The sequence below is a fragment of the Lentzea indica genome, from assembly GCF_012184385.1.
GTDB classification, from domain to species: Bacteria; Actinomycetota; Actinomycetes; order Mycobacteriales; family Pseudonocardiaceae; genus Lentzea; species Lentzea indica.
In genome coordinates this window covers 1-5,691 of sequence record NZ_VSRL01000391.1, presented here as the reverse complement: position 1 = coordinate 5,691, position 5,691 = coordinate 1, and the positions used below count along the sequence as shown (strand labels likewise).

The window sequence follows — 5,691 nt, the reverse complement described above, 5'->3', positions numbered from 1 at the left end:
GGCCGGTGAACAGGTCGTGGCGGCTTCGGCCCGACGGGTGCCGGTGCCGCTGGTGCTGCCGGCCGCGGTGGTGCGGCGGGCATGGGCGCCGGTGGTATGGGCGCCGGTGCCGGTCGCGGCGAGGGTGAAGAGGACAAGGAGCACAAGTCCGCGTCCTACCTGCAGGAGACCGAGGACATCTTCGGCGACGGAACAATGGTGGCTCCGCCGGTCATCGGCGGTTAAGGGGGAATCGTGCTGCGGAGCAGGGTAGCCATCCCTGTCACAGCGCTCTACCAGGCGTGGCAGGCCGCGGGTCTGCCGTCGCTGCACCGTGCGCTGCTCACCCAGGTCGACTTCGACGAGGATCTCCTCGAGTCGGGCGACCTGAGCGAGCTCGAACGGCTGCAGCGTTCGGCCTGGGCGCAGCTCGAGCAGTACGGGCTCGCGCGCGGCAGCCAGGTCCACCCGGACCTGGCGAACGCGCTGAGGCTCGTGGTCGAGGCGGGCGTTGAGTACTGGGCGTTCTTCAGCCTGAAGGACGGCCCGCAGCAGAGCGTGCTGGTCGTGACGAACGGCCAGGACGCGCTGCGGATCGTGCTGACGCCCGACCAGCAGTTCGTGCTCGAACCGGTTCGCCCCGACGAGGCACCGCAGGCACTGGTTGGCGCTCTGCCGCCCGCGCCGGCGGGCAAGGGCAGCCCGATCACGCTGCCGGAGGACGCGCTGAAGCAGAAGCCGCAGACGTACGACGACACCGGCTCGTTCATGCAGCAGAGCCGCCCGACCAGCACGCCGAACGACCAGCTGGTCGCACAGCTCAAGCAGATCATGAGCGAGCCGCGCACCGGTGGTGGCCAGGTCTACTCGGCCAAGCGCGACCACCTCGGCCGCAAGCAACGCTGCGTCAGCCCGCTCACGTACATCGACACGAAGAGCGGGCGGTACATCGCGGCCAAGAGCGAAGGCTGGCTGCGGGTGCAGCCAGCCGACTTCGGCACGCTGGCACGCATGACCGCCACGATGCCGTAGGGACAGTCAGGGCGTCGTTCGTCAGGCGAACCGCAGCGCGTCCGGGCCCAGCTCGGCCGGGCTGCGGTGACCCGACAGCCCGAGCGTCAGGTCGAAGTCCGCGAGCAAGCTCCGCAACACGTGCCGCACACCGACCTGACCACCGTGCGCCAACCCGTACGCGTAGGGCCGCCCCACCATCACAGCCTTGGCCCCCAACGCCAGCGCCTTCACGATGTCCGCGCCGGTGCGGACGCCGGAGTCGAACAGCACGTCGACCTGCTCCCCCACCGCCTCCACGATCGACGGCAACGCGTCCAGCGACCCCACCGCACCGTCGACCTGGCGGCCGCCGTGGTTGGACACCACGACACCGTCCATTCCGAACTCGACGGCCTTGCGTGCGTCGTCCGCGTGCTGGATTCCTTTGAGGACGATCGGCCCGTCCCAGTGCTCGCGCAGGAACGCCAGCTGGTCCCACGACTTGTCGGTGCCGGTGAAGAGCTGCACCCACCGCAGGATCGCCATCGGCAGATCCTCCTCCGGTGACTTCTGCAGCCCAGCGCGGAAAACCGGGTCGCTGAACGGAATCGCCGTGCCCACCCCGCGCAGGAACGGCAGGTACGCCTGGTCCAGGTCGTGCGGCCGCCACGCCAGAGTCCACGTGTCGAGCGTGACGACCAACGCGGTGAAACCAGCCTTCCGCGCCCGGTCCAGCAGCGAAGCACACACATCCGGGTCGTTCGGCCAGTACAGCTGGTACCAGCGGGGCCCGTCACCGGCCGCCTCGGCGACCTCCTCGATCGTGTGTGAGGACGCGGTCGACAGCACCATCGGCACACCCAGGTCGGACGCCGCACGCGCGGTCGCCAGCTCGCCGTCCGGGTGCAGGATCGACTGCACGCCAACAGGTGCGAGCACCACCGGCGCAGGCAGCTCAGTGCCCAGCACGCTGACGCCGAGGTGCCGCTCGGTCGCATTCGTCAGCATCCGCGGCACGATCTGCACCCGCTCGAACGCGTCCCGGTTCGCCCGCACGGTCGCACCCGAGCCCGCGCCTCCCGCCACGTACCAGAACGGTCCCGGTCCTAGCCGCTCGCGCGCGGACTGCTCCAGCGCGTTCGGATCGGTGGTGAACGGCGGCACTGCGCCACCGAGCCCCTGCAGGTAGATCTCGTTCTGGTACCCGGCGAATGAGGTCATGCGCCTACTTTGCTACGAAGCCGGCTGCACTAGGAAGAACTCGTTGCCGAACGGGTCGCTGAACCAGGTGGCCCGATCACCCCACGGCATGGTCTCCGGCGCCGCCTTCACCCGCACCCCCTTCTGCTCGAACAAAGCCACGTCACCGTCGATGTCATCGGTGATCAGCGAAATGCCGCAGCCCATCGTGAACGACACGTTGGGCGTGTCGTTCAGAGACAGCGCGAACGCCGTACTGGCGCCGGGAGGAGCGACGGTCAGCCAGCGCATGCCCGCCTCGTTGCTGTCCTGCCGCTTCTCCCAGCCCAGCACGTCCACGTAGAACGACACCGCTTCGTCGAGGTCGCGAACGTTGATCGTGACCGAGTGCGCATGAGTGATCATGCGAAGGACGCTAGGCCGGTGCGGCCGCCGTTCGCTTCTTGGAAACCGCTCGCCTCGGCCAGCGCGACTCCAGCCAGAGCGCCACCGGGGCCGCGGTGACCACTGTGGACGCCGTGCCGGCGATCAGGCCGATCAACAACGCCGTGGCGAAGTTCGCCAGTGAACCGTCACCCAGGACGAGCAGCGCCGAGAGCACGAACAGGACGCCGATGCCGGTGTTCACGGTGCGGGGCACGGTTTGCACCACCGCGTCGGACACCACGTCCGCATAGGGCGACGAGAACCGGGAGCCGCGCAACGAGCGCAGGCGGTCGAACACGACCACCGAGTCGTTGACCGAGTAGCCGATCACGGTCAGCAGGGCCGCGAGGAACACGCCGTCGGCCGTCTTGCCCATCCACGCGAAGATGCCGATGAGCACCAGGACGTCGCTGAGCAGTGCGGCGACCGTGGCGAGGCCGAGGCGCCAGTCGAAGCGCACGGCCAAGTAGCCGAGCTGGGCGATGACCGCGATGGCCAGGCCGATCACGGCGTTGCGGCGCAGTTCCGACGACAGCGACGGGCCGATCAGTTCGTTGCTGGACTGGCGCGCGCCGCCGTCCACGGCCGAGGACACGACCTGGCCGATGCGGGACGACTGCGCGTCGTCGATCTGGCCCGTGCGCAGGGAGACCTCGTTGCCGGAGGACGACACGACCACGTCCGGGAAACCCGCGTCGGACAAGGCGGTTCGCACACGGCCCGCGTCGACCGGTCCGCCCGCGGCGAAGTCGAGCATGCGACCGCCGGTGAACTCGACGCCCAGGTTCAGGCCGCGCACGAACAGGCCGGCGAAAGCCACGAGCACCAGGACACCGGCGCTGATCAGCCACAACGACGGCCGGCGGTACAGGACCACGGACAGTCGCTGCCGGACCCAGCCGAGGGTGTGCAGGCCGCTCAGGCGAGGGCGCTTCGCGACGAACCGGGTGCCGAGCACCCACACCACCAGCACGCGCGACAGGACCAACGCACTGAACATCGACGCCAGAACACCGATGGTCAGCGTGACGCCGAAGCCGCGAACCGGGCCCGTGGCCAGCCAGAACAGCAACCCTGCCGCCAGGAGCGTCGTCACGTTCGAGTCGGCGATCGCGCTCAGCGCGCCGCGGAAACCTCCTTCCGCGGCGCGACGCAGGTTGGGTTTGCGGGCGTACTCCTCGCGGGCTCGTTCGAAGATCAGGACGTTCGCGTCGACGGCCATGCCGATCGCCAGCACGAAACCGGCCAGGCCCGGCAACGTCAGCGTCGCGCCCACCGCCAGAAGTCCCGCGTAGGCGACGCCCGCGTAACCGGCCAGAGCCACCACGGCCAGGAAGCCGGCGAGCCGGTAAGCGAAGATCAGGAACACCGAGGTCAACGCGATGCCGATGATCGCGGCCTTGGCGCTGGCCTCGATGGCTTCCGCGCCCAGCGTCGCGCCGACAGTCCGCTGTTCGATCACCTCGACCGGCACGGGCAGCGCGCCGGAACGGATGACCAGCGCGAGTTCCTTGGCCTCCGCCTGGGAGAACCGGCCGGTGATCGTGGTGGCGCCACCTGCCTGGCCGGCACCGCACGGCGTGTCGAGGCTGACCTCGGGTGACGAGATGGGTTTGCCGTCCAGGACGAACGCGATCTGACGGCCGGGCGTGCCGGACGGTTCGCAGGCCGCCTCACCGGTGACCTTCTGCCACTTGCCGGGCGCGTCGCCCTGGAACTGGATGTTGACCACGAAGCCCGCGCCCTGCGGGTTGCGCACGGAGGTGGCGTCCGAGATGCCTTCGCCGGTCATGACGGTCTGGCCGTTGCGCTGCACGGTGAGCTGTGCGGTGCGGCCCAGGACCTTCACGGCCTCCTCCGGGTCCTGGACGCCGGGAAGCTCGACGACGATGCGGTTCTCGCCGGAACGGGCGATCACGGGTTCGGCGACGCCGAGTGCGTCGACGCGGCGCCGCAGGACTTCCAGGGAACGGTCGGCGGCGTCGGAGTCGCCTTGGGCCTCGAGGACGATCTGGGTTCCACCTCGCAGGTCGAGGCCGAGGCGGGGATCGGTGGTGAGCAGCAGAAAAGCGGATGCGACGAGGACCCCGAGCGCTATCAGACCGCGCACGAGGAGACCCCGTCGCGCGTTGTCGCGCGACATGGGTGAGTGAGCCTTCCGGGACGAAAAGTGGTTGCTGAGAAACGGGTTCAGCGACCGGAAGGCGGCGAGCGGTCCCGCTGCGGGGTCCAGCGGATGCTGTCGGGCGTGCGGTGGACGCGCTGGGCGAAGGAGACGACGAAACGCACTGGCAGCGCGGGCTTCGCGACCGGCGGCACGTCCATCGGCAGCTGGGCCTGCGGCACCTGGGCGGCGTGGTGGTTGTGCGGCTTGGGCGCGGCGCCGGGCAGGTTCGCGAAGTCGTGGCTGTGCCGGACGACAGAGCCGTCGGCGGCAGCCACCGGTTCGGCGGGCGCGGCGACGATGAACAGCTGCCCGAGGAACAGCAGGAATGCGAGCGCGACCGCCTTGCGACGCATCACCGCTTCCTGCCTCCCCCGACGTAGACGAGCGCTCCCCCCACGACAGCGCACAACCAGGAAAGCACAAGTGGCTGCATCGTGGTGGCCCCGAACAGCAACGCGACCGTCCACCCGACCAGGATCAGGGCGGAGGCGGCGAGCAGCGTCACCGTCACGGCGAGCTTGCGCAGGCCGAACAGCAGCTTGAACGGACGCAGCCGCAACGCCACGACCAGGCAGCACAGCGCCAGTGCGCCCGTGAAGAACCCCAGGTAGGGCGTCGGCCGTGGCATGCCCGCGACCAGCGCCAGCAGCCCGCCGCCGATCAGCAGCAGCGAGAGCATGCGCAGCGCACGCCACACCTGCACCTTGTTCAACTGCAGCAGCGCGGGCGGTTTCGCGGAACGGCGGCGTTGCACGGTCGCGAGGTTCGCCTTGGAGTCGGCGTCGGACGGGTCGAGCTTGATCGCCGTGCGGTAGGCGTGCTCGGCGGTGCCCCAGTCGCGCATGCGCAGGGCCGCGTCGCCGAGCACCTGGACGCCCGCGCCTCGGTGGGCGCGAGCTGGGAGGCGTGCAGGGCCGAGTCGAACG

The 5,691-nt window shown here is 69.8% G+C and carries 7 protein-coding genes; 2 read left to right on the top strand and 5 right to left on the bottom strand.

What is annotated here, in order from left to right; genetic code table 11:
- Positions 1 to 81: 81 nt before the first annotated feature.
- Positions 82 to 225, top strand: coding sequence for a hypothetical protein (locus tag FXN61_RS46700; protein WP_167980229.1), 144 nt, complete (start codon positions 82 to 84; stop codon positions 223 to 225).
- Between the two features lie 9 nt (positions 226 to 234).
- Positions 235 to 1,011 carry an ESX secretion-associated protein EspG gene (locus FXN61_RS46695; RefSeq protein WP_167980228.1) on the top strand — a complete coding sequence of 259 codons (777 nt, stop codon included), beginning with the start codon at positions 235 to 237 and terminating at the stop codon, positions 1,009 to 1,011.
- Positions 1,012 to 1,032: 21 nt separating this feature from the next.
- On the opposite strand, the gene FXN61_RS46690 is transcribed toward FXN61_RS46695, so the two are convergent.
- From FXN61_RS46690 to FXN61_RS46670, 5 genes are all read right to left on the bottom strand, one after another.
- On the bottom strand, positions 1,033 to 2,193 hold the full coding sequence (locus FXN61_RS46690) for a lactate 2-monooxygenase (RefSeq protein ID WP_167980227.1): 1,161 nt from the start codon (positions 2,191 to 2,193) through the stop codon (positions 1,033 to 1,035).
- A 12-nt stretch (positions 2,194 to 2,205) separates the two neighbouring features.
- Positions 2,206 to 2,577, bottom strand: a complete 372-nt coding sequence (locus tag FXN61_RS46685; protein ID WP_167980226.1) for a VOC family protein — start codon at positions 2,575 to 2,577, stop codon at positions 2,206 to 2,208.
- A 10-nt stretch (positions 2,578 to 2,587) separates the two neighbouring features.
- Positions 2,588 to 4,708: a protein translocase subunit SecD gene (secD, locus tag FXN61_RS46680; RefSeq protein WP_312878535.1), complete on the bottom strand. Its 2,121-nt coding sequence runs from the start codon at positions 4,706 to 4,708 to the stop codon at positions 2,588 to 2,590.
- A gap of 80 nt (positions 4,709 to 4,788) precedes the next feature.
- Positions 4,789 to 5,118 carry a hypothetical protein gene (locus FXN61_RS46675; RefSeq protein ID WP_167980224.1) on the bottom strand — a complete coding sequence of 110 codons (330 nt, stop codon included), beginning with the start codon at positions 5,116 to 5,118 and terminating at the stop codon, positions 4,789 to 4,791.
- On the bottom strand, positions 5,118 to 5,691 hold a 574-nt coding region (locus FXN61_RS46670), incomplete at its 5' end, for a tetratricopeptide repeat protein (RefSeq protein WP_376770823.1). The genes FXN61_RS46670 and FXN61_RS46675, both read right to left, overlap by 1 nt.

What these genes read in the sequence shown, in the direction of transcription:
- FXN61_RS46685 (WP_167980226.1), bottom strand. Translation starts at nt 2,577, where the DNA reads ATGATCACTCATGCGCACTCGGTCACGATCAACGTTCGCGACCTCGAC.
- FXN61_RS46675 (WP_167980224.1), bottom strand. Translation starts at nt 5,118, where the DNA reads ATGCGTCGCAAGGCGGTCGCGCTCGCATTCCTGCTGTTCCTCGGGCAG.
- FXN61_RS46700 (WP_167980229.1), top strand. Translation starts at nt 82, where the DNA reads ATGGGCGCCGGTGGTATGGGCGCCGGTGCCGGTCGCGGCGAGGGTGAA.
- FXN61_RS46690 (WP_167980227.1), bottom strand. Translation starts at nt 2,193, where the DNA reads ATGACCTCATTCGCCGGGTACCAGAACGAGATCTACCTGCAGGGGCTC.